This is a genomic window from Shimwellia pseudoproteus, assembly GCF_016415625.1.
Taxonomy (GTDB): domain Bacteria; phylum Pseudomonadota; class Gammaproteobacteria; order Enterobacterales; family Enterobacteriaceae; genus Shimwellia; species Shimwellia pseudoproteus.
Genome location: NZ_WBXP01000009.1, coordinates 1 through 24,367, shown reverse-complemented (window position 1 = coordinate 24,367; position 24,367 = coordinate 1). Strand labels below are relative to the sequence as shown.

At 57.4% G+C, this 24,367-nt stretch carries 23 protein-coding genes and 4 tRNA genes; 14 read left to right on the top strand and 13 right to left on the bottom strand.

The window, feature by feature from the left end:
* Nucleotides 1–33 precede the first annotated feature (33 nt).
* From tolA to nadA, 9 genes are all read left to right on the top strand, one after another.
* Nucleotides 34–1,452 (top strand): cell envelope integrity protein TolA, encoded by a 1,419-nt coding sequence (gene tolA, locus F9C28_RS05910; protein WP_199014311.1) that lies wholly within the window; start codon nt 34–36, stop codon nt 1,450–1,452.
* 135 nt (nt 1,453–1,587) lie between these two features.
* Nucleotides 1,588–2,880, top strand: coding sequence for a Tol-Pal system beta propeller repeat protein TolB (gene tolB, locus F9C28_RS05905; RefSeq protein ID WP_199014398.1), 1,293 nt, complete (start codon nt 1,588–1,590; stop codon nt 2,878–2,880).
* Nucleotides 2,881–2,911: 31 nt separating this feature from the next.
* A complete protein-coding gene (gene pal / locus F9C28_RS05900) occupies nt 2,912–3,442 on the top strand; it encodes a peptidoglycan-associated lipoprotein Pal (RefSeq protein WP_199014310.1) in 531 nt (176 codons plus the stop codon).
* A 9-nt stretch (nt 3,443–3,451) separates the two neighbouring features.
* A complete protein-coding gene (gene cpoB / locus F9C28_RS05895) occupies nt 3,452–4,237 on the top strand; it encodes a cell division protein CpoB (RefSeq protein ID WP_199014309.1) in 786 nt (261 codons plus the stop codon).
* Nucleotides 4,238–4,401: 164 nt separating this feature from the next.
* Nucleotides 4,402–4,477 (top strand) — tRNA-Lys (locus F9C28_RS05890).
* A gap of 139 nt (nt 4,478–4,616) precedes the next feature.
* Nucleotides 4,617–4,692, top strand: a tRNA-Val gene (locus F9C28_RS05885).
* A 4-nt stretch (nt 4,693–4,696) separates the two neighbouring features.
* Nucleotides 4,697–4,772 (top strand) — tRNA-Lys (locus tag F9C28_RS05880).
* A gap of 126 nt (nt 4,773–4,898) precedes the next feature.
* Nucleotides 4,899–4,974: transfer RNA gene (locus F9C28_RS05875), tRNA-Lys, on the top strand.
* A 247-nt stretch (nt 4,975–5,221) separates the two neighbouring features.
* Entirely contained in the window at nt 5,222–6,283 is a 1,062-nt protein-coding gene (nadA, locus tag F9C28_RS05870; RefSeq protein WP_199014308.1) for a quinolinate synthase NadA, read from the top strand.
* 43 nt (nt 6,284–6,326) lie between these two features.
* On the opposite strand, the gene zitB is transcribed toward nadA, so the two are convergent.
* Nucleotides 6,327–7,265, bottom strand: coding sequence for a CDF family zinc transporter ZitB (gene zitB, locus F9C28_RS05865; protein ID WP_199014307.1), 939 nt, complete (start codon nt 7,263–7,265; stop codon nt 6,327–6,329).
* Between the two features lie 363 nt (nt 7,266–7,628).
* Between zitB and aroG the strand changes: the two genes are divergently transcribed.
* Nucleotides 7,629–8,681, top strand: coding sequence for a 3-deoxy-7-phosphoheptulonate synthase AroG (gene aroG / locus F9C28_RS05860; RefSeq protein WP_199014306.1), 1,053 nt, complete (start codon nt 7,629–7,631; stop codon nt 8,679–8,681).
* A 91-nt stretch (nt 8,682–8,772) separates the two neighbouring features.
* Here the strand turns inward: aroG and gpmA are convergent, their stop codons facing one another.
* The 7 genes from gpmA to modE all read right to left on the bottom strand — a co-directional run bounded on the left by gpmA (nt 8,773) and on the right by modE (nt 16,543).
* Nucleotides 8,773–9,525, bottom strand: coding sequence for a 2,3-diphosphoglycerate-dependent phosphoglycerate mutase (gene gpmA, locus F9C28_RS05855; RefSeq protein ID WP_199014305.1), 753 nt, complete (start codon nt 9,523–9,525; stop codon nt 8,773–8,775).
* A 213-nt stretch (nt 9,526–9,738) separates the two neighbouring features.
* Entirely contained in the window at nt 9,739–10,779 is a 1,041-nt protein-coding gene (gene galM, locus F9C28_RS05850) for a galactose-1-epimerase (RefSeq protein WP_199014304.1), read from the bottom strand.
* A complete protein-coding gene (gene galK, locus F9C28_RS05845; RefSeq protein ID WP_199014303.1) occupies nt 10,773–11,921 on the bottom strand; it encodes a galactokinase in 1,149 nt (382 codons plus the stop codon). The genes galM and galK overlap by 7 nt, the downstream gene beginning before the upstream one ends.
* A complete protein-coding gene (galT, locus tag F9C28_RS05840; RefSeq protein WP_199014302.1) occupies nt 11,921–12,970 on the bottom strand; it encodes a galactose-1-phosphate uridylyltransferase in 1,050 nt (349 codons plus the stop codon). The genes galK and galT overlap by 1 nt, the downstream gene beginning before the upstream one ends.
* Nucleotides 12,971–12,986: 16 nt before the next feature.
* Nucleotides 12,987–14,003, bottom strand: coding sequence for a UDP-glucose 4-epimerase GalE (gene galE / locus F9C28_RS05835; RefSeq protein ID WP_199014301.1), 1,017 nt, complete (start codon nt 14,001–14,003; stop codon nt 12,987–12,989).
* Between the two features lie 202 nt (nt 14,004–14,205).
* Nucleotides 14,206–15,675, bottom strand: a complete 1,470-nt coding sequence (gene modF, locus F9C28_RS05830) for a molybdate ABC transporter ATP-binding protein ModF (protein ID WP_199014300.1) — start codon at nt 15,673–15,675, stop codon at nt 14,206–14,208.
* Nucleotides 15,676–15,751: 76 nt separating this feature from the next.
* Entirely contained in the window at nt 15,752–16,543 is a 792-nt protein-coding gene (gene modE, locus F9C28_RS05825) for a molybdenum-dependent transcriptional regulator (RefSeq protein WP_199014299.1), read from the bottom strand.
* Between the two features lie 147 nt (nt 16,544–16,690).
* Between modE and F9C28_RS05820 the strand changes: the two genes are divergently transcribed.
* Nucleotides 16,691–16,840 (top strand): AcrZ family multidrug efflux pump-associated protein, encoded by a 150-nt coding sequence (locus F9C28_RS05820; protein WP_199014298.1) that lies wholly within the window; start codon nt 16,691–16,693, stop codon nt 16,838–16,840.
* A gap of 63 nt (nt 16,841–16,903) precedes the next feature.
* Here F9C28_RS05820 and F9C28_RS05815 read toward each other — a convergent pair whose 3' ends face one another.
* Genes F9C28_RS05815 through F9C28_RS05800 form a run of 4 tightly spaced genes read right to left on the bottom strand, consistent with a single transcriptional unit; the run spans nt 16,904 to nt 20,493 of the window.
* The gene (locus F9C28_RS05815) at nt 16,904–17,677 is read right to left on the bottom strand and encodes a heme ABC transporter ATP-binding protein (protein ID WP_199014297.1); all 774 of its coding nucleotides are present in this window, start codon (nt 17,675–17,677) and stop codon (nt 16,904–16,906) included.
* A gap of 1 nt (nt 17,678) precedes the next feature.
* Nucleotides 17,679–18,665, bottom strand: coding sequence for a FecCD family ABC transporter permease (locus tag F9C28_RS05810; protein WP_199014296.1), 987 nt, complete (start codon nt 18,663–18,665; stop codon nt 17,679–17,681).
* Nucleotides 18,665–19,483 (bottom strand): heme/hemin ABC transporter substrate-binding protein, encoded by an 819-nt coding sequence (locus F9C28_RS05805; protein ID WP_199014295.1) that lies wholly within the window; start codon nt 19,481–19,483, stop codon nt 18,665–18,667. The genes F9C28_RS05810 and F9C28_RS05805 overlap by 1 nt, the downstream gene beginning before the upstream one ends.
* Complete coding sequence (locus F9C28_RS05800; protein ID WP_199014294.1) at nt 19,480–20,493, bottom strand: hemin-degrading factor; 1,014 nt, start codon at nt 20,491–20,493, stop codon at nt 19,480–19,482. The genes F9C28_RS05805 and F9C28_RS05800 overlap by 4 nt, the downstream gene beginning before the upstream one ends.
* 432 nt (nt 20,494–20,925) lie before the next feature.
* On the opposite strand from F9C28_RS05800, the gene modA reads away from it, so the two are divergent.
* Genes modA through modC form a run of 3 tightly spaced genes read left to right on the top strand, consistent with a single transcriptional unit; the run spans nt 20,926 to nt 23,452 of the window.
* Nucleotides 20,926–21,702 carry a molybdate ABC transporter substrate-binding protein gene (modA, locus tag F9C28_RS05795; protein ID WP_199014293.1) on the top strand — a complete coding sequence of 259 codons (777 nt, stop codon included), beginning with the start codon at nt 20,926–20,928 and terminating at the stop codon, nt 21,700–21,702.
* Nucleotides 21,699–22,394: a molybdate ABC transporter permease subunit gene (gene modB / locus F9C28_RS05790; RefSeq protein WP_199014292.1), complete on the top strand. Its 696-nt coding sequence runs from the start codon at nt 21,699–21,701 to the stop codon at nt 22,392–22,394. The genes modA and modB overlap by 4 nt, the downstream gene beginning before the upstream one ends.
* Complete coding sequence (gene modC / locus F9C28_RS05785) at nt 22,394–23,452, top strand: molybdenum ABC transporter ATP-binding protein ModC (protein ID WP_199014291.1); 1,059 nt, start codon at nt 22,394–22,396, stop codon at nt 23,450–23,452. The genes modB and modC overlap by 1 nt, the downstream gene beginning before the upstream one ends.
* Here the strand turns inward: modC and F9C28_RS05780 are convergent, their stop codons facing one another.
* Nucleotides 23,453–24,286, bottom strand: a complete 834-nt coding sequence (locus F9C28_RS05780) for a pyridoxal phosphatase (RefSeq protein WP_199014397.1) — start codon at nt 24,284–24,286, stop codon at nt 23,453–23,455.
* Nucleotides 24,287–24,367 lie beyond the last annotated feature (81 nt).

Genomic DNA, 24,367 nt, shown 5'->3' with positions numbered 1-24,367 from the left:
AGGTGAAGGGTTAACTGTTTTTGGGAACCAAGAGTGTCAAAGGCAACCGAAGAAAACGATAAGCTCAAACGGGCGATAATTATTTCAGGCGTACTGCACTTGATTCTGATTGCAGTGCTGGTCTGGAGTTCGTTCGACGAGCACATTGACGCTGGCGCCGGTGGGGGAGGTGGCTCTTCCATTGATGCGGTCATGGTGGATCCCGGTGCCGTTGTACAACAGTACAATCGACAGCAACATCAGCAGTCAAGCAGCAAGCGTGCTGCGGAGCAACGGGAAAAACAGGCTGAACAGCAGGCAAAAGAACTGCAGGAAAAACAGGCTGCCGAGCAGGCGCGCCTGAAACAGCTCGAAAAAGAGCGTCTGCAGGCCCAGGAAAAAGCACAACAGCAGGCTGCCGACGCCGCGAAGCAAGCTGAGCAGGCCGCGAAAGCCGCTGCCGCGAAGGCTGCTGAGCAGCAAAAACAGGCTGAAGAGGCAGCAAAACAGGCCGCGACCAAAGCGCAGGCTGACGCAGCAAAAGCGGCTCAGGAGGCGGCGAAGAAAGCCGCAGCCGACGCGCTGGCGCTGAAGAAAGCCCAGGAAGAAGCGGCCGCTAAAGCCGCGGATGCGCAGAAGAAAGCACAACAGGACGCTGAAAAGCAGGCTCAGAAAGCCGCTGCTGACAAAGCGGCTGCTGCTGAAAAAGCCGCCGCCGATAAAGCCGCGAAGGCCGCTGCTGATAAAGCGGCTGCTGCCGAAAAAGCCGCCGCCGACAAAGCGGCTGCCGCTGAAAAAGCCGCCGCCGAGAAAGCAGAGAAGGCCGCTGCTGACAAAGCGGCTGCCGCTGAAAAAGCCGCCGCCGAGAAAGCAGAGAAAGCCGCTGCTGCCAAAGCGGCCGCTGCTGAAAAAGCCGCCGCCGAAAAAGCAGAGAAAGCCGCGGCTGCGGAAAAGGCTGCCGCAGATAAGGCTGCTGCCGATAAAGCCGCCGCCGCGAAAGCCGCTGCCGCAGAGAAAGCTGAAAAAGCCGCCGCGGCGAAGAAAGCCGCTGCGGAAAAGGCCGCTGCTGCTAAAGCGCAGGCTGAAGGGGTTGACGATCTGCTTGGCGATCTGAGCTCCGGCAAAAATGCGCCGAAAAGCGGTAGCGGTGCTAAAGGCGCCAACGCTGCCACCGCAGGTTCTGGTGGGGGTAAAAACGGGGCGACTAAAGGTGAAATAGACAGCTACGCCGGGCAGATTAAGGCCGCTATTGAGAGCAAGTTCTATGATGCTTCTTCTTATGCGGGTAAGACCTGTACGTTGCGTATCAGACTGGCCCCGGACGGCATGCTACTTGACGTGAAATCAGAAGGTGGCGATCCGGCACTCTGCCAGGCTGCTATTGCTGCTGCGCGTCAGGCGAGGATACCGAAACCGCCTAGCCAGGCTTTGTACGAAACCTTTAAGAATGCACCGCTGGACTTTAAACCATAATGACGTTTTCCTTCCCCGTGGTGGGGGAGGAAACGACGTATGTTGAGTCCCCGGGTTTTGGTAGTTTTGTTTATTTCAGTTTGTTAACATTCTGCTAAATTATCGTGGGCGTTTTGCCTGGGTATGGGAGATATGATGAAGCAGGCATTTAAAGTAGCTTTAAGTTTTCTGATGTTGTGGGCCGCTGTCCTGCACGCAGAAGTGCGCATTGAAATTACCCAAGGGGTAGACTCAGCGCGTCCGATTGGTGTGGCGCCGTTTAAATGGGCTGGCCCAGGTGCGGCACCGGAAGATCTTGGTGGCATTGTCGCTGCTGACTTGCGCAACAGTGGTAAATTCAACCCGCTGGATCGTTCTCGTTTGCCGCAACAGCCCGCTTCCGCCCAGGAAGTTCAGCCTGCCGCATGGGCAGCGCTGGGTGTCGATGCTGTAGTGGTAGGCCAGGTGACCCCGAACGGTGACGGTAGCTATACCGTGGCGTATCAGCTGGTTGATACCGGCGGTGCACCGGGTACGGTTCTGTCCCAGAACTCCTACAAAGTTAACAAACAATGGCTGCGTTACGCCGCCCATACCGCCAGTGATGAAGTGTTCGAAAAACTGACCGGAATTAAAGGGGCTTTCCGCACGCGTATTGCTTATGTTGTCCAGAATAAAGGCGGCCAGTTCCCGTACGAACTGCGCGTGTCTGACTATGATGGCTACAATCAGTTTGTGGTACACCGTTCTCCGCAGCCGCTGATGTCTCCGGCGTGGTCCCCGGACGGCAGCAAACTGGCTTATGTTACCTTCGAAAGCGGTCGCTCTGCGCTGGTCGTGCAGACCCTGTCTAACGGTGCGGTACGCCAGATTGCCTCTTTCCCGCAGCATAACGGTGCACCGGCGTTCTCTCCGGACGGTACCAAACTGGCCTTTGCCCTGTCGAAGACCGGTAGCCTGAATCTGTATGTGATGGACCTCGGCTCTGGCCAGATCCGTCAGGTGACCAATGGCCGTAGCAACAACACCGAGCCAAGCTGGTTCCCGGACAGCCAAAACCTGGCATTTACCTCTGACCAGGCGGGCCGTCCTCAGGTGTATAAAGTGAATGTAAACGGCGGCGCACCGCAGCGTATTTCCTGGGAAGGTAATCAGAACCAGGATGCGGATGTCAGCGCTGACGGGAAATTTATGGTGATGGTAAGCTCCACTAATGGCGCTCAGCATATCGCCAAACAGGATCTGGCAGCGGGTGGCGTGCAAGTGTTGTCGTCAACGTTCCTGGATGAAACGCCAAGTCTGGCACCTAACGGCACTATGGTTATCTACAGCTCTTCTCAGGGGATGGGATCCGTGCTGAACCTGGTATCCACTGACGGACGTTTCAAAGCGCGTCTTCCGGCGACTGATGGACAGGTTAAATTCCCTGCCTGGTCTCCGTATCTTTAATAATAAAATATTGATGAGTAAGGATTAAGAAATGCAACTGAACAAAGTGCTGAAAGGGCTGATGCTGGCACTGCCTGTGATGGCAATCGCTGCGTGTAGTTCTAATAAGAACGCCAGCAATGACCAGAGTGGTGAAGGCATGCTGGGCGCCGGCACTGGTATGGGTGCTAACAGCGGTGCTAACGGTGGCAACCTGTCTTCTGAAGAACAGGCTCGTCTGCAGATGCAGCAGCTGCAGCAGAACAACATCGTTTACTTCGATCTGGATAAATACGATATCCGTTCTGACTTCGCCACTATGCTGGATGCTCATGCTAACTTCCTGCGCAGCAACCCGTCTTACAAAGTGACCGTTGAAGGTCATGCGGATGAACGCGGTACGCCGGAATACAACATCGCACTGGGCGAACGCCGTGCGAACGCGGTTAAAATGTACCTGCAGGGTAAAGGCGTTTCTGCTGACCAGATCTCTATCGTTTCTTACGGTAAAGAAAAACCTGCGGTTCTGGGCCATGACGAAGCAGCCTATTCTAAAAACCGTCGTGCCGTACTGGTTTACTAAGAGACTGTCATGATCAGTAACTTCAGAACTCATCTGTTGAGTCTGTCGTTACTGGTTGGCGTAGCGGCCCCCTGGGCCGCTAATGCCCAGGCGCCAATCAGTGATGTAGGCTCTGGCTCGGTTGAAGATCGGGTCACGCAACTCGAGCGTATTTCTAACGCTCATAGTCAACTTTTAACCCAACTCCAGCAGCAACTTAACGAAAACCAGAATGATATTGATACTCTGCGTGGTCAAATCCAGGAGAATCAGTACCAACTGAATCAGGTTGTGGAGCGCCAGAAGCAGATCCTGCTGCAAATGGATAGCCTGAGTAGCGGCGCCCAGAGTGGTGCAGCCCAGGGAAGCAGCGATGCTTCAGCGGCAGCAACACAGAGCAATGCCGGTGCCGCTGCGGCCCCGGCTGCGCCTGTGCAGCCTGGTGATGCCAATACCGACTATAATGCAGCCGTTGCCCTGGTGCAGGATAAATCCCGCCAGGATGACGCAATGACGGCTTTCCAGAACTTTGTGAAGCGCTATCCGGATTCAACTTACCAGCCAAATGCAAATTACTGGCTCGGTCAGTTGAATTACAACAAAGGGAAGAAAGACGATGCGCTGTATTATTTTGCCGGCGTAGCGAAAAATTACCCGAAGTCACCGAAAGCAGCGGATGCGATGTTTAAGGTGGGGGTGATTATGCAGGACAAAGGCGATACTGCAAAAGCCAAAGCGGTGTACCAGCAGGTGGTGACAAAGTATCCCGGAACCGATGCCGCAAAGCAGGCGCAAAAACGCCTGAATGCCCAGTAATGTACGCGGCTTGATCAGATCTTGTTGGCTTTCTGGTCTGGCCGCGTAATTCCTGTACAGTCGAGCGGTTTGTCTGAAAATTTTTGTTGCGTCATCAGCTTAAATCAGTAATATATGCCGCCGTTGCCACAGGATACCGAGTAGGCCGGTGGTGATATCAGAATGGGTCGTTAGCTCAGTTGGTAGAGCAGTTGACTTTTAATCAATTGGTCGCAGGTTCGAATCCTGCACGACCCACCATTCCTGATTGCGGACTGGTTAGTGATGTAGTGAAGGATAACGTTGCATTAGCAACGGCCCGTAAGGGTGAGGCCTGGCCGAATCATCCTGCACGACCCACCATTCCTGATAAGGTTTGTTTCTGAAAACAGTACGAAGTGGGTGATTAGCTCAGCTGGGAGAGCACCTCCCTTACAAGGAGGGGGTCGGCGGTTCGATCCCGTCATCACCCACCACTTCGGGTCGTTAGCTCAGTTGGTAGAGCAGTTGACTTTTAATCAATTGGTCGCAGGTTCGAATCCTGCACGACCCACCATTCCTGATAACGAACGGGTTCGTGATGCAGTGAAAGAGTAGATTACTTTCACTATTCCTCTTTTGTTTGTCGGATGTCGGTGGTGGCTGTAGAGCGTAAATTATTTAGCTGATGTTGTTCTGGTGCGGGTCGTTAGCTCAGTTGGTAGAGCAGTTGACTTTTAATCAATTGGTCGCAGGTTCGAATCCTGCACGACCCACCATTATGTAGAAAGGCGCCCTAAAGGCGCCTTTTTGCTGTCTGCATTTCCCGTGTTCTCCCATCACCCCACACCGCCCATTGCGCAACCTTACCGCCGTTCTCGCGTTTTCACAGTGGCGAAATAACTGGCGACATTTTTTTCACAATCGGCTACTCTTGTTTAGTATAGAAAACAACTGTGGTCGGTCATCGCGCCTTTAGCGTGTTTTCCGGCTTCAATCGTTAAGCGAGTAAAACGAGAAAGCACCATGAGCGTAATGTTTGATCCCCAGGCGGCGATTTATCCCTTTCCTGCTAAACCCGCCCCACTGAATGCGGACCAGAAACAGCGGTACCGCGAAAAAATCAAACGCCTGCTGCGGGAAAAGAATGCGGTGATGGTTGCCCATTATTATACCGATCCGGAGATACAGGCGCTGGCGGAAGAGACCGGGGGCTGTGTGGCGGACTCGCTGGAAATGGCGCGCTTTGGTGCCAACCATCCTGCCGCTACGCTGCTGGTGGCCGGGGTACGTTTTATGGGGGAAACTGCCAAAATTCTCAGCCCGGAAAAAACCATTCTGATGCCAACCCTCGCGGCGGAATGCTCGCTGGATCTTGGCTGCCCGGTGGACCAATTTAGCGCCTTCTGTGATGCACACCCGGATCGCACCGTGGTGGTCTATGCCAATACCTCCGCCGCCGTTAAAGCCCGGGCGGATTGGGTTGTCACCTCCAGCATTGCGGTGGAGCTGATTGAACATCTGGACAGTCTGGGGCAAAAAATCATCTGGGCACCGGATCGCCACTTAGGTAACTACGTCCGCAAACAGACCGGGGCAGACGTTCTGTGCTGGCAAGGGGCCTGTATTGTGCATGATGAATTTAAAACCCAGGCCCTGGCCCGGATGAAAGCGCTCTACCCGGATGCCGCGGTACTGGTGCACCCAGAGTCACCCCAGGCGGTGGTGGATATGGCTGATGCGGTTGGCTCCACCAGCCAGCTGATTGCCGCCGCCAAAACCTTACCCAACCGCCATTTGATTGTGGCCACCGATCGCGGGATCTTCTACAAGATGCAGCAGGCGTGCCCGGACAAGATCCTGCTGGAAGCCCCCACCGCCGGTGAAGGGGCAACCTGTCGCAGCTGTGCACACTGCCCGTGGATGGCAATGAATGGCTTACAGGCCATTGCTGAGGGGCTGGAGCAGGGCGGGGCGCGCCACGAGATCCATGTGGATAGCGCACTGCGTGCGGGGGCGCTGGTGCCGCTTAACCGGATGCTGGATTTTGCCGCCTCTTTAAAGATGGCGGTAAAAGGCAACGCCTGAGCGCGCGTTGGATAACGCGTGTGAGCACCTCACACGCGGTTGCTTAGTGGTGATGATCATGATGGTGGGCCTGCGCGGTGGCGGTGGATGTCAGCTCACAGGCTGGCCCACAACAGGTCTGGTACTCCATTTGTACCGTGGCGTGCGCAATACTGTAACGCTGCGCCAGAAAGGCATGGAGGCGCCCGAGTAGCGCATCGTGATCATGGGGCGGGATCACCTGGACATGGAGCGTCAACACCGGTTTTTCACCCACCAGCCAGAGGTGCACATGATGGACATTGCGAACCTCCGGGATGGCGCGGGTCATCTCCCGGGTTAACTGGTTAATATCAATGGCCCCCGGTGCGCCTTCCAGTAATTCGTTAACGCTTTCTTTGAGCAATCGCCAGGCGCTATTCAGCACCAGACAAGACACCACCACCGACAGCAGCGGATCTATCGGGGTCCAGCCGGTGGTCATTATCACCGCGGCGGCAATAATCGCCCCCACAGAGCCCAGTAAATCCCCCATGACATGCAGCGCAGCGGCCCGGACGTTGAGGTTTTTCTCTTCGCTGCCGCGATGCAGGATCCAGAAGCTGGCGATATTCGCCAGTAGCCCCGCTACGGCAATCACCATCATCCCCAGTCCGGCCACCGGCTGCGGGTGTCGGAAGCGGTTAATGGCCTCCCAGACGATGATCACCGTAATGACCACCAGCGCCAGGGCGTTGACAAAGGCCGCCAGGGTGGTGAGCCGTAACCAGCCAAAGGTACGGTGTGCACTGGCCGGTCGCTGGGCGAAGCGTACCGCCATCAGCGCCACCAGCAGTGCTGCCGTATCGGTGAGCATATGGCCGGCATCGGCCAGCAGGGCCAGTGAGCCGGAAAGCAGCCCGCCAATAACTTCGGCAACCATAAACAGCGCGGTGATCAGAAATGCGATCAGTAAACGTTGCGCGTTACTGTTATCCGGGCGGTGAGAATGTGAATGCGCCATGATCTCGGTAGCCAATAAACAGGAGGTGGATTGTTTTATAACATAAAAATGCCCGGGCCGGAGAGAGCAGCGATGCCTCCCGGCGGGGACAAACCACAGGATATCGCGCGTAGAGGGCCGGAAGATAGCGAAAGATATTATTGAATTTCGATGATTTAGAGTCAGATATTGCAAAATCAACAAGTAATAAAATTTATCGTTGATAATTGTGTCTTGACTCTCACTTTTCGCTATTTTATGGCGAATTTTCGCGTTTTTCGTGAATAAGCTCGTTCAAGTGTAAATTCACATTTACAGTTTGTCCGCTGCGAGATAGATTGAAGGGATTGCACTGAGAACAGTATTATGGCCACTGGAATTATCATGAATTATCAGAACGACGATTTACGCATCAAAGAGATTAACGAACTGTTACCGCCTGTCGCATTACTAGAGAAATTCCCCGCTACGGAACACGCTGCACAGACCGTCTCTAAAGCCCGCAAAGCGATTCACAATATCCTCAAAGGGAATGATGACCGTTTACTGGTGATTATCGGCCCGTGTTCGATTCACGACACCAAAGCGGCGCAAGAGTATGCTACCCGGCTGATGGCCCTGCGCCAGGAGCTGGCCGGCGAGCTGGAAATCGTCATGCGGGTCTATTTTGAAAAGCCGCGCACCACCGTGGGCTGGAAAGGGCTGATTAACGATCCGCACCTGGATAGCAGCTACCAGATTAATGATGGCCTGCGTATTGCGCGTAAGCTGCTGCTGGATATTAACGATCTCGGCCTGCCGACTGCCGGTGAATTCCTCGATATGATAACCCCGCAGTACCTGGCGGATCTGATGAGCTGGGGCGCCATTGGTGCGCGCACCACCGAATCTCAGGTGCACCGGGAGCTGGCATCCGGGCTCTCCTGCCCGGTCGGTTTTAAAAACGGTACTGACGGCACCATCAAAGTGGCCATTGATGCTATCAATGCCGCCGGGGCCGCGCATTGCTTCCTGTCGGTCACCAAATGGGGTCATTCGGCGATTGTGAACACCAGCGGTAACGGCGACTGCCATATTATTCTGCGTGGCGGTAAAGAACCAAACTACAGCGCCTCCCATGTGGCGGCGGTTAAACAGGGGCTGGAAAAAGCCCAGTTACCGGCCCAGGTGATGATAGACTTCAGCCACGCGAACTCTTGTAAGCAATTTAAAAAGCAGCTTGACGTGTCGCAGGATGTCAGCCAGCAGATCGCCGGTGGTGAAAAAAGCATTATTGGCGTGATGATTGAAAGTAACCTGGTCGAGGGCAATCAGTCCCTGGAAAGCGGTGAGCCGCTGGTCTACGGCAAGAGCGTGACCGATGCCTGCATCGGCTGGGACGATACTGATCGGGTCCTGCGCCAGCTGGCGGCGGCAATCAAGGCGCGTCGCGGCTAACGGCCGCCCGGTACTGCCTGTCAGGCATATAAAAAGCGTGGCCACCTGGGCCACGCTTTTTTTATCGCCATTGTTTAGCCAGTAAAAACCATTATTTTGCTTTACCCTGGTTCGCCACTGCTGCGGCCTTGGCCGCGATTTCGTCGGCGTTACCCAGATAGTAGTGTTTTACCGGTTTGAAGTTTTCGTCAAATTCGTAAACCAACGGTACCCCGGTCGGGATGTTGAGATCGATAATCTCTTTCTCACCCATGTTATCCAGATATTTTACCAGTGCGCGCAGGGAGTTACCGTGGGCGGCAACAATCACGCGCTCACCGCTTTTCAGGCGCGGCAGAATGGTTTCTTCCCAGTACGGCACCACGCGATCAATGGTCAGCGCCAGGCTTTCGGTAACCGGCAGCTCTTCGGCGGTCAGCTTCGCATAACGCGGATCGTGGCCAGGATAGCGTTCATCGTCTTTGGTCAGTGCCGGTGGGGTCACGGCAAAGCCACGGCGCCACTGTTTAACCTGGTCATCGCCGTATTTCGCTGCGGTTTCCGCCTTGTTAAGGCCCTGCAATGCGCCGTAGTGACGTTCGTTCAGTTTCCAGGATTTTTCAACCGGCAGCCAGTCTTGATCCAGTTCATCGAGAATATTCCACAGGGTGTGGATGGCACGTTTCAGCACAGATGTATAAGCAAAATCGAAGCTGTAGCCTTCAGCTTTCAGCAGCTTACCGGCGGCTTTGGCTTCGCCAACGCCTTTCTCAGACAGGTCCACATCGTACCAACCGGTGAAGCGGTTTTCATTGTTCCACTGGCTTTCACCGTGACGAACCAGAACCAGCTTAGTAACAGCCATAGTATTACTCCTTCATAACCCGTTGTGAATGATAACTGTTATCATTGCATTGCCGCGGTACGGCGGGTGGCAACGATAAACCATTAACATAGCGAAAATAGCGCCGAACTGTAAGGCCGATGTGAAGCGATGGTTAGATTTTTGCTGGCAGGTGGCGTTATTTCCAGCGATTTGCGCACATTGTGCCCCCCGGAGGGCGGGGGGCCGGTAAGGTCACTGCTCAGTAAACTGATACTCGGTGATGCTGACATATTCCTGCTGCGGCGCCAGGAAACAGTCTGGTTGAGGCCATTCCGGGTGGTTCGGGCTGTCCGGCAAAAATTCGCTTTCCAGCGCCAGTCCTTGCCAGTTCTGGTATTGACCCTGTTCCCTGGCCGGGGTCCCCGCGAGGAAGTTCCCGGCGTAAAACTGTAACGCCGGGGCGCTGGTGTAGACGCTTAACTTCAGGCGGCGATCCCGGGACCACAGATGAGCCGCGGGCTGTGTGGCATCACCCCGGGCATTCAACAGCCAGGCGTGATCATAGCCGTTTACCGCCTGCTGATCGGCATCCGATAAAAATGCGCTGCTGATGGTTTTTGGCGTCCGGAAATCAAAACTGGTGTTGGCCACGTCTGCCAGCCCGCGCCGGGGAATACCGCCAGCATCTACCGGCAGATACTGATCCGCCAGTAACTGGAGCTGGTGCTCCCGGGCATCGCCAGGCTCTGCGTCGAGATTGAAATACGCGTGGTTGGTCAGGTTAACCGGGCAGGTTTTATCACACCAGGCAGTAAACTGAATGCGAATGCGGTTATCTTCGGTCAATTGATACAGCGCCGTGACGCGGAAATTACCCGGGAAGCCCTGGTCGCCATCCGGCGAGTCGAGGGTATAGAGCACTTCGCTGGTGTTGAGGCGCAGAATACGCCAGCGCCGTTTGTCAAAACCTTCGGGGCCACCGTGTAGCTGGTTATCGCCCTGGCTGGGGGCCAGATGCACAGTCTCCCCCTGGTGGGTGTACTGGCTGTTGGCAATACGGTTGGCATAGCGGCCAACGCTGGCGCCGAGAAACGCACTTTGTGCCAGGTAGTGTTCCGGGCTGGGGCAGCCGAGCAGCGTCTCGCGTACGCTGCCGTCGCGCAGCGGAATACGGCAGGAGAGCAGGGTCGCTCCCCAGTCCATCATGGTAACAACAGCACCCGCCTGGTTACGCAGGGTCGACAGCCGGAAAGGCTGCCCATCCGGGGCGAGCTGTGGTGTTTCTTTTAGCACTGTCCGGCTCCTTCTGATGCGGTGCAGACATAAAATGTCTCTTTGATACCGGTCTTGGCGTGATACTGCTCAGCCACGGCCTGACGCACGCTGTCGACTTTCTCTTCCGGCACCAGGGCGACAATACAGCCCCCAAAACCCCCCCCGGTCATGCGCACGCCGCCTTCATCCCCAATGGTCGCCTTCACAATGTCCACCAGGGTATCAATTTGCTCAACCGTGATTTCAAAATCATCGCGCATAGAGGCGTGGGACTCGGCCATCAGGCGGCCCATCAGTTTGAGATCGCCGTTAGCCAGGGCAACCGCTGCTTGCTCGGTACGGGCGTTCTCGGTTAGTACGTGGCGTACGCGTTTGGCCACAACCGGGTCCAGCGCGTGGGCCACGCGGTTAAATTGCTCGAGGGTCACATCACGCAGTGCGGCTGCCTCGAAGAACCGGGCACCGGTTTCGCACTGCTCACGACGGGTATTGTATTCGCTGCCCACCAGGGTGCGTTTAAAGTTACTGTTAATGATAACCACCGCGACCCCTTTTGGCATCGGGACGGCTTTGGTGCCGAGGGTGCGGCAGTCGATCAGCAGGGCGTGATCTTTTTTGCCCAGGGCGGAAATCAACTGGTCCATGATCCCACAGTTACAGCCCACGAACTGGTTTTCCGCTTCCTGGCCATTCAGAGCCAGCTGGGCGCCGTCGAGGGGCAGGTGATACAGAGTCTGGAAGACTTTACCTACGGCCACTTCCAGAGAGGCCGAAGAGCTTAGCCCGGCCCCTTGCGGGACATTACCGCTGATCACCAGATCAGCACCGCCAAAATCAGGGTTACGTTTTTGCAGGTGTTTTACCACCCCGCGAACATAGTTCGACCACTGCTGGGTGTCGTGGCTCAGGATAGGCGCATCCAGAGAAAAACTATCTGACTGATTATCATAATCGGCGGCAATAACCCGCACTTCGCGGTCGTCGCGGGCGGCACAACTGATCACCGTTTGGTAATCAATGGCGCAGGGCAGGACAAAACCGTCGTTATAGTCAGTGTGTTCGCCGATAAGGTTTACCCGGCCAGGGGCCTGGATAGTGTGGGTGGTGGGGTAACCAAAATGGTCGGCAAACAGGGCAGTGGTGTTCTCTTTCAGGGTCATTATTGTTCTCCGGATTCGCGATAATGGATCTCGCTGACCGCGCGCAGGCGTTCGGCGGCTTGTTCTGCAGTCAGATCGCGCTGGGTTTCCGCCAGCATCTCATACCCGACCATAAATTTACGTACCGTTGCCGAGCGCAGCAGCGGCGGATAAAAGTGGGCGTGCAACTGCCAGTGTGCGTTGTCCTCACCGTTAAACGGGGCGCCGTGCCATCCCATGGAGTAAGGGAAGGAACACTGGAACAGGTTGTCATAACGGGTGGTCAGCTTCTTCAGCGCAATGGCGAGATCGTGGCGCTGGGCCGCCGTCAGATCAGTAATACGCAGTACCGGCATTTTCGGTAACAGCAGGGTTTCGAACGGCCAGGCAGCCCAATAAGGCACCACCGCCAGCCAGAATTCGGTTTCCACCACGGTACGGCTACCGTCGGCCAGTTCGCGCTGTACGTAGTCCATCAGCAGCGGGGCGCCGTGCTGGCGGTAATAGTCGCGCTGGTGCTGGTCTTCCCGGGCTATCTCATTGGGCAGGAAGCTGTTGGCCCAGACCTGACCGTGGGGATGGGGGTTTGAGCACCCCATCGCCGCGCCTTTATTTTCGAATACCTGTACCCAGGGATAGTGCTGGCCGAGGTCGGCCGTCTGTTGCTGCCAGGTGGTGACCACCTCTTCCAGGGCCGGTACAGAGAGCTGCGGCAGGGTTTTGCTGTGATCCGGAGAGAAGCAGATAACCCGGCTGGTTCCGCGGGCGCTTTGGCAGCGCATCAGCGGATCGTCGCTTTCCGGCGCATCCGGGGTATCGGTCATTAAGGCGGCGAAATCATTGGTGAACACATATGTTCCGGTGTAATCCGGGTTGCGGTCCCCGCTGACCCGCAGGTTGCCCGGGCACAGATAACAGTCCGGATCGTGGGACGGCAGGGATTGTGTGGCCGGGGCTTCTTGCGCCCCTTGCCAGGGGCGCTTGGCGCGGTGGGGTGAAACTAAAATCCATTCCCCTTTGAGGGGGTTGTAACGGCGATGTGGGTGATCGACGGGATTAAAACGCGCCATTGTAGTTCCTTAATCTTTAATCGGGATAACCTTGTGGGTGACGTGATTGCCAGCGCCAGGTGTCATCAGCCATTTCCTGAAGCGAACGGGTAACACGCCAGTTGAGTTCCTGATCCGCTTTACTGGCATCCGCCCAGTAAGCCGGCAGGTCGCCATCGCGACGCGGGGCAAAGTGGTAGGCCACCGGTTTGCCACAGGCTTTACTGAAGGCATTCACCACATCCAGCACACTGCTGCCGATACCGGCACCAAGGTTGTAGATATGGACACCGGCTTTATTGGCTAACTGCTGCATGGCAGCAACATGGCCATCAGCCAGGTCCATCACGTGGATATAGTCACGAACACCGGTACCGTCTTCGGTAGGGTAATCGTTACCAAACACCGCCAGCGATTCGCGACGCCCTACGGCAACCTGGGCGATATATGGCATCAGGTTGTTCGGGATACCTTGCGGATCTTCCCCCATGTCTCCTGACGGATGCGCGCCAACCGGGTTAAAGTAGCGCAGCAGGGCGATACTGAATTCCGGGCAGGCGTGTTGCAGGTCAGTCAGGATCTGTTCCACCATCAGCTTGCTGCGGCCATAAGGGCTGGCAGGCTGACCGGTCGGGAAACTTTCGACATACGGGATCTGTGGCTGATCGCCGTATACCGTGGCCGAGGAGCTGAAAATAAAGTTGGTGACATTGGCGGCCCGCATGGCGGACACCAGGCGCAGGGTACCGTTAACGTTGTTGTCGTAGTATTCCAGCGGCTTACTGACTGACTCACCCACCGCCTTGAGGCCGGCGAAGTGGATCACTGCGTCGATGTTATGCTCGCTGAAGACGCGGCCCAGCAGGGCTTCATCACGGATATCACCTTCCACAAACAGCGGTTTTTTGCCGCCGAGGCGTTCGATGACTGGCAGAACGCTGTGCTTGCTGTTGCACAGGTTATCGAGGATGACAACGTCATGGTTATTTTGCAGCAGTTGTACACAAGTGTGGCTACCAATGTAACCGCTACCACCCGTTACCAGAACTTTCATATTTGCTCCATTAGGCTTATGGGTTGAAATAACCATAGCATAACAGAATGGGCAAAAGTGTGATATGCAGCATATTAGTGAAATCGTTTACACTAGCTGTGATCAGGATAAAAAATCAGATAACGTCCTAGTATAGCGGGATAATTTACTGGCGTGATGCGTTTTTTCCGAAAATCATGGGGTTCAGCGAACCCCGTGTTTATCAGGGGATGAGGGTTTCCTGCTGGTAACGGTAACACTGGTTATCCGGTACAAATGTTAACCGATGGGTGATGCAGGCAGGGGCGTCTTCCGCATGGTGGGAGACAAAAAGCAGCTGGGTATCCCCCTCACCAATCATGATATCCACAAAGCGCCGCACCAGCTGGCGGTTGAGCGGGTCCAGCCCCTGTAATGGCTCATCGAGGATCAGCAAGGTCGGGTGTTTTACCAGCGCCCGGGCTATCAGCACCAGCCGCTGTTGCCCCCAGGAAAGGCGCTGAAAAGGCTGATTAGCGTCCGTTATGCCAAGCAGCGCCAGCCACTGGCGGGCCAGCTGTTGCTGGCGCTCCGAGACGGCCTGGTAAATCCCGATGGAGTCAAAAAAACCGGAGATTATCACGTTCAGCACTGAGCTGCTCACCCGGTAGTCGAGGTGAAGGCTGCTGCTCACGTAGCCAATATGTTTTTTAATGTCCCAGATGGTCTCGCCACTGCCGCGGCGGCGGCCAAACAGGGTCAAATCATTACTGTACCCCTGGGGATGATCGCCGGTGACCAGGCTTAGCAGGGTGGACTTCCCGGCGCCGTTAGGGCCGACAATTTGCCAGTGCTCCCCGGGATTGACCGTCCAGTTCAGGTGATGCAGAACCGGGCTGTCGTTGTAAGACACCACCCCGTCGCGCAGGATAATGCGCGGTTCATCTGGCTGCTGGCGGTAGACCTGCTGAGGGTTGTCGGCCGCCGGGATAGCTGTCCCGGCCAGCTTTTCGCTGTGGGCCAGTTGGGCAATCAGCGCCTGGTCCAGCAGGGCTGTTTTGCTGCCGGTCTCCACCAGCGTACACTCGGCCAGGACACCGGCGTGTTGAATAAAATCCGGGATATCATCAAAACGGTTCAGCACCAGCGCCAGGGTGTAGCCCTGCTGATGCAGTTCCTGTAACAGGGCGGCCAGTTGCTGGCGGGAGCCCACATCGAGGCCATCAAAAGGTTCATCAAACACCAGCAAATCTGGCTGGGCCATCAGGGCCTGGCACAGCAGGGTTTTACGGGTTTCTCCGGTAGAGAGGTATTTAAAACGGCGGTCCAGCAGGTGCGCAATACCAAAACGGTCGGCCAGGTGCTGGCAGCGCACCGGATCGGCGGCGTACTCTTGAATAATTTCGCGGGCGGTGCGGCCGGTATCGTCTTCCCCGGCGCTGAGCAGGTCGGTATTGTTACGCTGCCATTCATCATTCACCAGCTTTTGTAACTGTTCGAAGGACAGGCGGGCAATACGCTGGAAGCTGCACTGGCGCTCCCCGCGCAGCAGCGGCAGTTCACCGGCCAGCGCGCAGGCCAGGGCGGACTTCCCGCTGCCGTTGCTGCCGACAAACGCCCAGCTTTCGCCTTGATGAATCTGTAAGTCGGCAATGGTCAGCACGCGGGTGTCGCTAATGCGCAACGTGCCTTGCGAAATTTGCAATGTAGCCATTATGTATCCCATTTTATGCATCACAGAATGACAGGGATACGTGACCACAGGCGCTTTGTCAATGGTGGCACAGGCGTTAGCAGAGTGTCGCGATAATCACTTCGTCGGCATTAAAATAGGCGGTGACCTGCTGGCCACAGGCGAGTTGCTCCTGTTCTACCCGGCTCGCCGGGACCGTAGCGCACAGGGTCTGGCCATCGGGCAGGGCGAGCAAGACCTCACACTGCTCATCACCGGCCTGAATGCTGGTGATGAGCGCGGGGAGCTGATTATCCGCCAGTACGGCCTGGTGCGTATCCCGGCAGACCTGTACCCAGGGGGCTTTGATAAGCACCAGCACCTCTTTACCGGCATTCAGCCCCAGTCGCTCACCGCTGCGCTGGGTAATGGCGGCTTTCAGGTGGGTGGCGCCGTCCGCCAGCAGGATCTCAACATGCTGCTGGACCTGCTGGTTATCCCGTTCGAGTACGGTACCGAATAACTGATTGCGGGCGCTGGTCTGTAATGAGAACCGGGAAATCGCCGCCAGCAGGCTATCCAGCGGCAGTGCGTCGTCTTGTAAGACGTCAAACGCTTTTTGCTGGATCTGGGCCAGCAGATCATAAAGCTGGATCAAGCGTCGCCCGTAAGGGGTTAATACGGCGCCGCCGCCGCCTTTACCGCCGGTGGCGCGATCAACGATCGGCTGCTCGGTCAGCTGGTTCATCTCGTTAATCGCGTCCCAGGCGCTTTTATAGCTGATGCTGGCAAGTTTCGCTCCCTGGCTGATGGACCCGGTATGGTCTATCTGTTTGAGTAGCGCAATGCGGCGCGGATCGGCAAACAGCCGATCCTGAAGTTTCAGGGTGAGAAGAATTTCGGCTTGCATGGTGTTGTTCCCGGTAACGCAAAAACGCTATTTTACCTGACCGGTGCAGGGCGTCCAGCGGGCCGGGAGGGGGCGCACAAAAGGAGAGTGCGTTTCCTGTTATAATCGTTAAAATAACGCCCTTGTATATTGTTGCCGGAGGCATCCATGTTAGAACTATTAAAAAGTATGGTTACTGCTGTCATCATGGTGCCCATCGTGATGGCGATTATCCTGGGGCTGATTTATGGTCTGGGGGAAGTGTTTAACGTGTTGTCTAAAATCGGACACCGTGATTCCAGCAGCCAGCAGCGTTAATGCGCTGAAATGCCCGGTCTGAATACCGGGCATTTTTGTCTCTGTCGTTAGCCAGCCGCGCCGTCAGGCGCATAAAAATACCTGCGGGCGGTTATCGGGCCCGGGGGTAATTGACACTTCCGCACCGTACCAGCGCCGGATAACGTCTTCCCGAATCACCGCCTGTGGCGCTCCCTGGGCCACCAGTTTACCGCTGTGCAGCAGCAGAATACGGTCCGCCCAGCGCGACGCCAGATTAAGATCATGCAACACCACACAAACATGCAGCTGCCCCCGGAGGGTCAGGGATTTCAGCAGCCGTAACAACTGCTGCTGGTGGTAGAGATCAAGGGCGGAGGTGGGTTCATCGAGGAACAACCAGCCCCGGGGGCCGTCATCCTGCCAGAGCTGTGCCAGGCTACGGGCCAATTGTACCCGCTGTTGTTCCCCCCCGGAGAGGGTGATATAGCGGCGGTGATGCAGCGCCTGGCAGCCGGTCAGCGCGCTAACATGCTCAACAATATCGCGGTTTTGCTGGTTGCCCCAGGGGGCCCTGCCCATGGCAATAATCGCGGCCACCGGCCAGTCAAATGCCAGCCGGGTTTGCTGCAGCATCACCGCCCGGCGGCGGGCCAACGCCTGCGCAGGCCACTGGGCCAGCGGGCGGTTCTCCAGTAAACAGCGGCCGCTGTCCGGGGGCAGGTAGCCGCTGAGTAACCGTAACAGGGTGGATTTCCCTGCGCCATTGGGGCCAATCAGGGCCAGTAACTCCCCCGGCGGCAAGTTGAGGGAGACGTCATCAATCAGCGGGCGGCCCCCTCGCTGTAACTGTAAATGGGTGGCGCTCAGGGCGGACATATTAACGATCCCCCTGGCGAAAAATCAGCCACAGGAACCAGGGGGCCCCCAGCAGGCTGGTCAGCAATCCCACCGGCATTTCTGCCGGGGCCACGGCGGTACGGGCTACTGTATCGGCAAGCAACAGCAGTATCGCCCCCGCCAGCAGGGAGCCGGGGATAACCCCCCGGTGATCCGGCCCCAGCCACAGGCGCATCAGGTGGGGAACCACAAGGCCAACAAACCCGATAATGCCGCTAATGGCCACGGCCACGGCGACCAGCAGCGCACTGCACAATAAAAGCAGGCGCTGAAGGCGACGCACATTGATCCCCAGGTAGTGGGCCTCTTCATCACCCAGTTGCAGCACATTGAGCTGGCTGGCCAGCCGTCCTATCGCCGCAGCTGCCGGCAGGATCAGGGTGGCGCCTACCGCCAGGGTAGACCACTGGGCCTGGCCCAGGCTGCCCATTCCCCATAGCGAAAGCTGGCGTAGCTGGGTATCACTGCTGAGCCACGACAACAGCCCGATGGCGGCGCCACACAGCGCGTTAATGGCGATCCCCACCAATAACAGCCGGGTGAGGGTGCTGTTCCCGGCCCGGCTCAGGATAAATATCACCACCATCACCACCAGGCTGCCGAAAAACGCCGCCACCATCGGAGCGTACAGCGCCACCAGGGCCGGTAGCGACAGCGGCAGCACCAGCCAGCAGGCCACCGCCAGGGCCGCACCGCTACTGATCCCCAGCAGCCCCGGGTCCGCCAGCGGGTTGCGGAACAGCCCCTGCATCACGCAGCCGGACAGCGCCAGGGCAGCCCCCACCAGCAACGCCAGCAGCACCCGGGGCAGGCGGACAGTCAGCCAGATACGGCGCAGGGCGTCATTTTCCGGCAGCCACAGGCTGGTTAGCGGCAGGTGTATGGCACCCTGGGTGGAGGCCAGGGCCGTCGCCCCCAGCAATACGGCCAGCAGGGCCCATAAGTAACGGGTTACGGTGGAGGGCATCAGGGCAGGCGCTCCGCGTAATGGCGCAGTGCCTGGATAGCGCCAGGGGTGCGCAGGCCAAAGCTCAACAAGGCCACGTCATCAACAATCATCACCTGTTTATTACGCCCGGCGGGGGTCTGGGCAAGGCCGGGTAACCGCCAGATATTCGCCTCACCACCAAGGGCCTTGACCCCGTCGGCAGAGATAACAATCAGATCCGGCTGGCTGGCAATCACCCCCTCCTGGGACATGGGGCGGTAGTGGTCAAAGCCCTGCATCGCATTACGCAGGCCGGCGGCCCGAATGGCGGCATCCGCAGCGGTCTGCTGGCCGGAGACCAGGGTCCCCATACCGCCGTGGCTGAGCAGGAACATCACCCGTTTATTAAGCGCAGGGGCATGGAGCGCGGCTATCTCGCGCTCCAGCTGGCGGTGCAGCGCCGCACCCCGGTCCGCTTTCCCCAGGGCGGCGGCAATCACGTCAATTTTCTGGCCAATAGCTGCCAGGCTATAGCCACCGGGCACGGTCACCAGCCTGACGTTATTGTCGGCCACAATAGTGAGCACCTGGGAGGGCTGGGCCTGGGCGCTGGCCAGCACCAGCGTCGGGCGCAGCGCAAGGATCCCCTCGGCGTTTAGCTGGCGCAGGTAGCCGACATTCGGCAGGCTGTTGGCCGCCTCAGGCCAGGTACTGGTTGTGTCGCGCCCCACCAGCGTATTCTGGGCGTCAAGGCCATAGACAATCTCTGTGACATCCCCGCCCAGTGAGACCACCCGGTCACTGGCGGCTGCGGTGAACAGGGGCAGTGCTGCCAGCAACAGCCACCACCTTTTCATGCGGTTTTACCCGCAGAGGGGACCGCATCGATCTGCTGGCGCCACTGGGCCTGTTCCGGCATGCCCTCACTGCGCTGGCCGTACAGCTGCGCAATTTGCGTACCGTCGGCGGCAAACAATTCCAGGCTGGTGACATGGCCGTCAATGGTGGGTTTACGGGTGATCCAGCTTTCGGCAATCGCCGTTTCCCGCAGGTGCAGGGTGAATTGCGGGTTAAAGATATTCAGCCAGCCCTCCCCGGATACCTGCTTTTCCAGCGGGCCACTGAAGATTTGTACGCAGCCGCGATTGCCCACGAAAATCATGATTTCATTGGCGTCCTGCCAAACCGTGTCCAGTAGCCGGGGGAGGGTATCATTGCTGACCTGGCGGGCCAGATAGTCCGGCACCAGACGAAAGGCTTGCTGGCGCGACAGGTTGTGTTTTTTCAGCAGGGTGAAGAACTGGTGTACATCGGTCATGGCGCGCCAGGCGCTTTCCAGGGCGGCACTATCCGCGCAGGCGGCGTACTCCACCGGCCGGGCCGGGGTAACGGATAACGGCGGTGGCGTGGCGGCGGTAAAGCGGGTAACTACCTCCTCCCATGCGGTGAGGTTGGTTTGCCCGGTGGCATAAACCTTCAGCACCGCATCCCCCTGGTTATCAAAAAACTGAATACTGCGCCGCTCACCCCGCGGGGTATGTTCGTGGAGGGCGAATATGCTGGCCCACTGGGTAACAAACAGGCGCAGATCCAGGGCCCGGGGGTTGAGCACCAGCCCGGCACGGCTGCCGATATGCTGATTGGTAAATGCCCCAACCTGCTCGTGGACCGCATAGGCATTGCGGCAAATGCATTTTGTTTCTCCCACGGCTTCGAGGGCGGCGATGATCGCCGGGATCTCTCCGATCAGCCTTACCGCGTCCTTGCCCTGCCGGGCAGCGGTGTATTCGGCTTCGCTGATCCCTTGTTCGGCGGCAAGATCCCGGGCGTATTTAGCAGGCAGTGGGGTATTAACTGGCTGGTTCATGGTCGTGGTTTCCCTGGTGGTAAGTATATTGACGCGGCGCGGTGGCCGGTGGCGATGTACGACGAGCAACGTGGACAGGGGCCATCAGGCCCGAGCTGGCTGTTGGATACACGATGGCGGTTATCATAGTCATACAAATCAAGTGGTTATTTGGTGTAAATGCTATTAGTTATCATTCGCGATAATTTCACGATTTACGCATCTTTACCAGCATATTTTGGCTAAAATATCACCGCTGCTATCGCCGGGTGCCGCCGACAAAGCATCACCGCCGCCAGCGTTTTTTTTGACCGACATCAATCTATTTAGCACCGACAGTGGCCAGACGCCTGCTGCGGGTGAGTAATTGTTTCGCGGGATAATTTGTCGCTTTTCATGCTGGTGGGATACCGCTATATTTATCGGCACATAACGATATTACAGGAGGTTAGGATGGCACGTTCACGTGGCTTGATGGCATCAGGCATGGTTCTCGCGGTGTTTTTCGCCGGCCAGGCAGTGGCTGATCAGGGGAAGGTAACGGTATTTGCGGCGGCGTCGCTGACCAATGCCATGCAGGATATTGCGGCACAGTATAAGAAAGAAAAACAGGTCGATGTGGTTTCGTCGTTTGCCTCATCTTCAACCCTGGCCCGCCAGATTGAGGCCGGTGCCCCGGCGGATCTGTTTATCTCTGCGGACCAAAAATGGATGGATTATGCGGTCAGCAAAGACGCTATCAAAACCGATACCCGGGTAACCCTGCTGGGTAACAGCCTGGTACTGGTGGCGCCGAAAGCGAGCCAGCAGCATGATATCGTGATTAATACCTCTACCCGCTGGCAATCACTGCTTAACGGTGGCCGCCTGGCGGTGGGTGATCCTGAGCATGTTCCCGCCGGGATCTACGCTAAACAGGCGTTTGAAAAACTGGGCGCCTGGAACAGCGTCGCGCCGTCACTGGCACCGGCAGAAGATGTTCGTGGTGCCCTGGCGCTGGTGGAACGTAATGAAGCGCCCCTCGGCGTGGTGTACGGTTCTGATGCGGTAGCCAGTAAAGGTGTCAAAGTGGTGGGGACCTTCCCGGAAGATTCTCATCCGAAAGTGGAATACCCCATGGCTATCACCAAAGATCACGCCAATGCCACGGTGGAAGGGTTTTATCAGTATCTGAAAGGGCCACAGGCGGCGGCGATTTTTAAACAATACGGCTTTACCACCCAGCAATGATACTCACGGACCCGGAGTGGCAGGCGGTACTGCTGAGCCTGAAAGTCTCCTCTCTGGCGGTGGTCACCAGTTTGCCCTTCGGCATCCTGATTGCCTGGGTACTGGTGCGCTGCCGGTTCCCGGGTAAATCTTTACTGGACAGCATTATTCACCTGCCGCTGGTGCTACCGCCGGTGGTGGTGGGCTATCTGTTGCTGGTGGTGATGGGGCGGCGAGGGGTTATCGGCAGCTGGCTGTATGACTGGTTTGGGATAACTTTTGCGTTCTCCTGGCGCGGGGCGGTGCTGGCGGCGGCGGTGATGTCTTTTCCCCTGATGGTGCGGGCTATCCGGCTCGGGCTGGAGGGGGTAGACATCCGTCTTGAACAGGCGGCCCGTACCCTGGGGGCCGGGCGCTGGCGGGTCTTTTTTACCATCACCTTACCGCTGACCCTGCCGGGGATTATTGTCGGTACCGTGCTGGGGTTTGCCCGCTCCCTCGGGGAGTTCGGCGCCACCATTACGTTTGTCTCGAATATTCCCGGAGAAACCCGCACCATTCCTTCCGCCATGTATACCTTGATTCAGATCCCCGGCGGGGAGAGCGCGGCCGCCCGGCTGTGTGTTATCTCGATTATTCTCGCTCTGGTCTCGCTGCTGGTCTCTGAATGGCTGGCCCGGCTGAGCCGCAAACGGATAACCGGAGTGTCCTGATGCTGGAACTGAATTTTACCCAAACCCTGGGCAACCACTGCCTGCGGGTTAATGAAACCCTGCCGGCCACCGGGATCACGGCGGTTTTTGGGGTATCCGGTGCCGGTAAAACCTCGCTGATCAATGCCATCAGCGGGCTGACCCGGCCCGAGCAGGGCACCATCCGGCTGAATGGCCGGGTGCTGAACGACACCGCCGCCGGGGTGATACTCCCCCCGGAACAGCGGCGTATTGGTTATGTCTTCCAGGATGCCCGGCTGTTTCCCCATTACCGGGTGCGGGGCAACCTGTGCTACGGCATGGCGCCGCAGATGGCGGCACAGTTCGATAAGCTGGTGGCGCTGCTGGGCATTGCGCCGTTGCTTGGCCGTTTCCCCTGGAGTTTGTCCGGGGGGGAGAAGCAGCGAGTGGCCATTGGCCGGGCGTTACTGACCGCCCCGGAGTTGCTGTTGCTGGATGAGCCGCTGGCCTCTCTTGATGTGCCGCGTAAGCGTGAACTACTGCCTTACCTGCAAACCCTGGCCCGGGAGATCCATATCCCGATGCTGTATGTCAGCCATTCTCTGGAGGAGATCCTCCACCTGGCGGATAACGTTCTGGTGCTGGATAACGGCGCGGTGAAAGCGTTTGGCCCGCTGGAAACCGTCTGGGGCAGCCGGGTGATGCATCCGTGGCTGCCCAAAGAGCAGCAAAGTACTGTACTGAAGACCACCCTGGCCGCCCAGCATGACAGCTATGCCATGACCGCGCTGGCGGTGGGGGGGCTGCAGTTGTGGGTGCCGCGCCTGGATAAGCCCCTGGGCAGTACCGTGCGGATACGTATCCAGTCTACGGATGTTTCACTGGCGCTGACGGTGCCCCGCCAGACCAGTATCCGTAATGTGCTCCCGGCCCGGGTGGTGGCGTGCTATGAGGAGGGTGGCCAGGTGGATGTGAACCTGGATATTGGCGGGGTGGCCCTGTGGGGACGAATCACGCCCTGGGCCCGGGATGAACTGAATATCACCCCGGGCCTGGCGCTTTACGCCCAAATTAAAAGCGTGTCGATAGCGCCCTGATTACAGCAGGCGCTGGCGCAGCAGGGTGGCAATGCCGGGCTGGGTATTATCGTCGATCACCACTTGCGCATGGGCTTTGACCGCGTCGTCCGCATTGCCCATTGCCACCCCGAGGCCGACATGTTGCAGCATGCTGATGTCGTTGTAGTTATCACCGAAGGCGACAATCTCATCCATCCCTATCCCTTCTGCGGCGGCCCACTGGGCCAGGCGGTTGCCTTTGCTGTTGCCCTGGCGGGCAATATCAACCTGATCATGCCATGACCATTCACAGGCCAGCCCGAGCTGGCTTTCAACGTTCTTGGTGAAGTGGTTGAGCTTGTCATTGCTGGGGTCGGTAAGGGCGAATTTCCAGATGGCCTGGGCGTCCCGTGCCGTCTGGCGCAGGGAGTCCACCTGGCGGAATACCGGGCGCTGGGCTTGCGGTAATTGTTCGGCCCATTTCCGGGTGCGTTCTACGTGGCCGGTACTGGTTTCATAAACCATCGCGTCATCAATGTACATCAGGCCGTGGATATGGTGATCGTCCAGCAGGTCAATCAGTTGCAGTGCCTGATCCGCCGCCAGCGGGTCGGCGGCTAACACTTTTTTAGCGTGATAATCATACAAATAAGTGCCATTACAGCAAATTGCAGGTGTATCCAGCGCCAGTGCCTGATAAAAAGGATGAATAGCGACGTGATGGCGACCGGTAACGATCAGCACCTGGTACCCCGCCTGGCGAGCTTGCGCCAGGGCCGCCAGGGATTCTGGCAGGATAGTTTTCCCCGGCGTGAGCAGGGTACCGTCAAGATCGAGCGCAATTACGCGATAACGCGGCTTTGTTGAATAAATCAGATTTCGGGTAAGTCTCCCCCGTAGCGGGTTGTGTTTTCAGGCAATACGCACACTTTCAGGCATACCTGCTTTCGTCAT

What these genes read in the sequence shown, in the direction of transcription:
- F9C28_RS05805 (WP_199014295.1), bottom strand. Translation starts at nt 19,483, where the DNA reads ATGAAAAGGTGGTGGCTGTTGCTGGCAGCACTGCCCCTGTTCACCGCA.
- modC (WP_199014291.1), top strand. Translation starts at nt 22,394, where the DNA reads ATGCTGGAACTGAATTTTACCCAAACCCTGGGCAACCACTGCCTGCGG.
- modF (WP_199014300.1), bottom strand. Translation starts at nt 15,675, where the DNA reads ATGGCTACATTGCAAATTTCGCAAGGCACGTTGCGCATTAGCGACACC.
- F9C28_RS05810 (WP_199014296.1), bottom strand. Translation starts at nt 18,665, where the DNA reads ATGCCCTCCACCGTAACCCGTTACTTATGGGCCCTGCTGGCCGTATTG.
- F9C28_RS05815 (WP_199014297.1), bottom strand. Translation starts at nt 17,677, where the DNA reads ATGTCCGCCCTGAGCGCCACCCATTTACAGTTACAGCGAGGGGGCCGC.
- modE (WP_199014299.1), bottom strand. Translation starts at nt 16,543, where the DNA reads ATGCAAGCCGAAATTCTTCTCACCCTGAAACTTCAGGATCGGCTGTTT.
- gpmA (WP_199014305.1), bottom strand. Translation starts at nt 9,525, where the DNA reads ATGGCTGTTACTAAGCTGGTTCTGGTTCGTCACGGTGAAAGCCAGTGG.
- galE (WP_199014301.1), bottom strand. Translation starts at nt 14,003, where the DNA reads ATGAAAGTTCTGGTAACGGGTGGTAGCGGTTACATTGGTAGCCACACT.
- galK (WP_199014303.1), bottom strand. Translation starts at nt 11,921, where the DNA reads ATGACCCTGAAAGAGAACACCACTGCCCTGTTTGCCGACCATTTTGGT.
- F9C28_RS05800 (WP_199014294.1), bottom strand. Translation starts at nt 20,493, where the DNA reads ATGAACCAGCCAGTTAATACCCCACTGCCTGCTAAATACGCCCGGGAT.
- pal (WP_199014310.1), top strand. Translation starts at nt 2,912, where the DNA reads ATGCAACTGAACAAAGTGCTGAAAGGGCTGATGCTGGCACTGCCTGTG.
- cpoB (WP_199014309.1), top strand. Translation starts at nt 3,452, where the DNA reads ATGATCAGTAACTTCAGAACTCATCTGTTGAGTCTGTCGTTACTGGTT.
- tolB (WP_199014398.1), top strand. Translation starts at nt 1,588, where the DNA reads ATGAAGCAGGCATTTAAAGTAGCTTTAAGTTTTCTGATGTTGTGGGCC.
- galT (WP_199014302.1), bottom strand. Translation starts at nt 12,970, where the DNA reads ATGGCGCGTTTTAATCCCGTCGATCACCCACATCGCCGTTACAACCCC.
- modA (WP_199014293.1), top strand. Translation starts at nt 20,926, where the DNA reads ATGGCACGTTCACGTGGCTTGATGGCATCAGGCATGGTTCTCGCGGTG.
- nadA (WP_199014308.1), top strand. Translation starts at nt 5,222, where the DNA reads ATGAGCGTAATGTTTGATCCCCAGGCGGCGATTTATCCCTTTCCTGCT.
- modB (WP_199014292.1), top strand. Translation starts at nt 21,699, where the DNA reads ATGATACTCACGGACCCGGAGTGGCAGGCGGTACTGCTGAGCCTGAAA.
- aroG (WP_199014306.1), top strand. Translation starts at nt 7,629, where the DNA reads ATGAATTATCAGAACGACGATTTACGCATCAAAGAGATTAACGAACTG.
- zitB (WP_199014307.1), bottom strand. Translation starts at nt 7,265, where the DNA reads ATGGCGCATTCACATTCTCACCGCCCGGATAACAGTAACGCGCAACGT.
- F9C28_RS05820 (WP_199014298.1), top strand. Translation starts at nt 16,691, where the DNA reads ATGTTAGAACTATTAAAAAGTATGGTTACTGCTGTCATCATGGTGCCC.